The 616-nt window shown below is 47.6% G+C and carries 1 protein-coding gene; it reads left to right on the forward strand.

All coding sequences use genetic code 11. From position 1 onward, the window contains the following. A partial coding sequence (locus A3729_RS24010; protein ID WP_304439753.1) for a M1 family aminopeptidase occupies positions 1–616 on the forward strand: 616 nt, incomplete at both ends.

Here is a 616-nt window from a genome sequence, read left to right on the forward strand (position 1 = left end):
TGTCGCGGTGGACGATTTTAATATGGGCGCCATGGAGAATAAAGGTCTGAATATCTTCAATTCATCCTGTGTTTTGGCAAAGCCCGATGCAACAACAGATGCGGGTTATCAGCGCATTGAGGCGATTGTTGCACATGAGTATTTTCACAACTGGTCTGGCAATAGAGTTACTTGCAGAGATTGGTTCCAGCTAAGCCTGAAAGAAGGGTTTACCGTATTTAGGGATTCAGCATTTTCTGCCGATATGAATTCCTCCGTGGTTAAACGTATCGAGGATGTAAATGTTCTGCGAACCGCACAGTTTGCTGAAGATGCAGGCCCGATGTCACACCCGGTTCGTCCGGCTTCCTATATGGAAATTTCAAACTTCTATACCCTGACGGTTTATGAAAAAGGGGCAGAGGTTGTTCGCATGCTGCATACTCTCTTAGGGCCGAAGCAGTTCCGGGCAGGGAGTGATTTATATTTTGACAGGCATGATGGGCAAGCGGTCACAACTGAAGACTTCGTTTCGGCAATGGCTGACGTTTCCGGGATGGATCTGGAACAGTTTAAGCTCTGGTACGATCAGGGCGGGACGCCAGAGCTGCAAGTGAGTTCTAGCTATAATGCCAAT

Source organism: Oleiphilus sp. HI0043, from assembly GCF_001634935.1.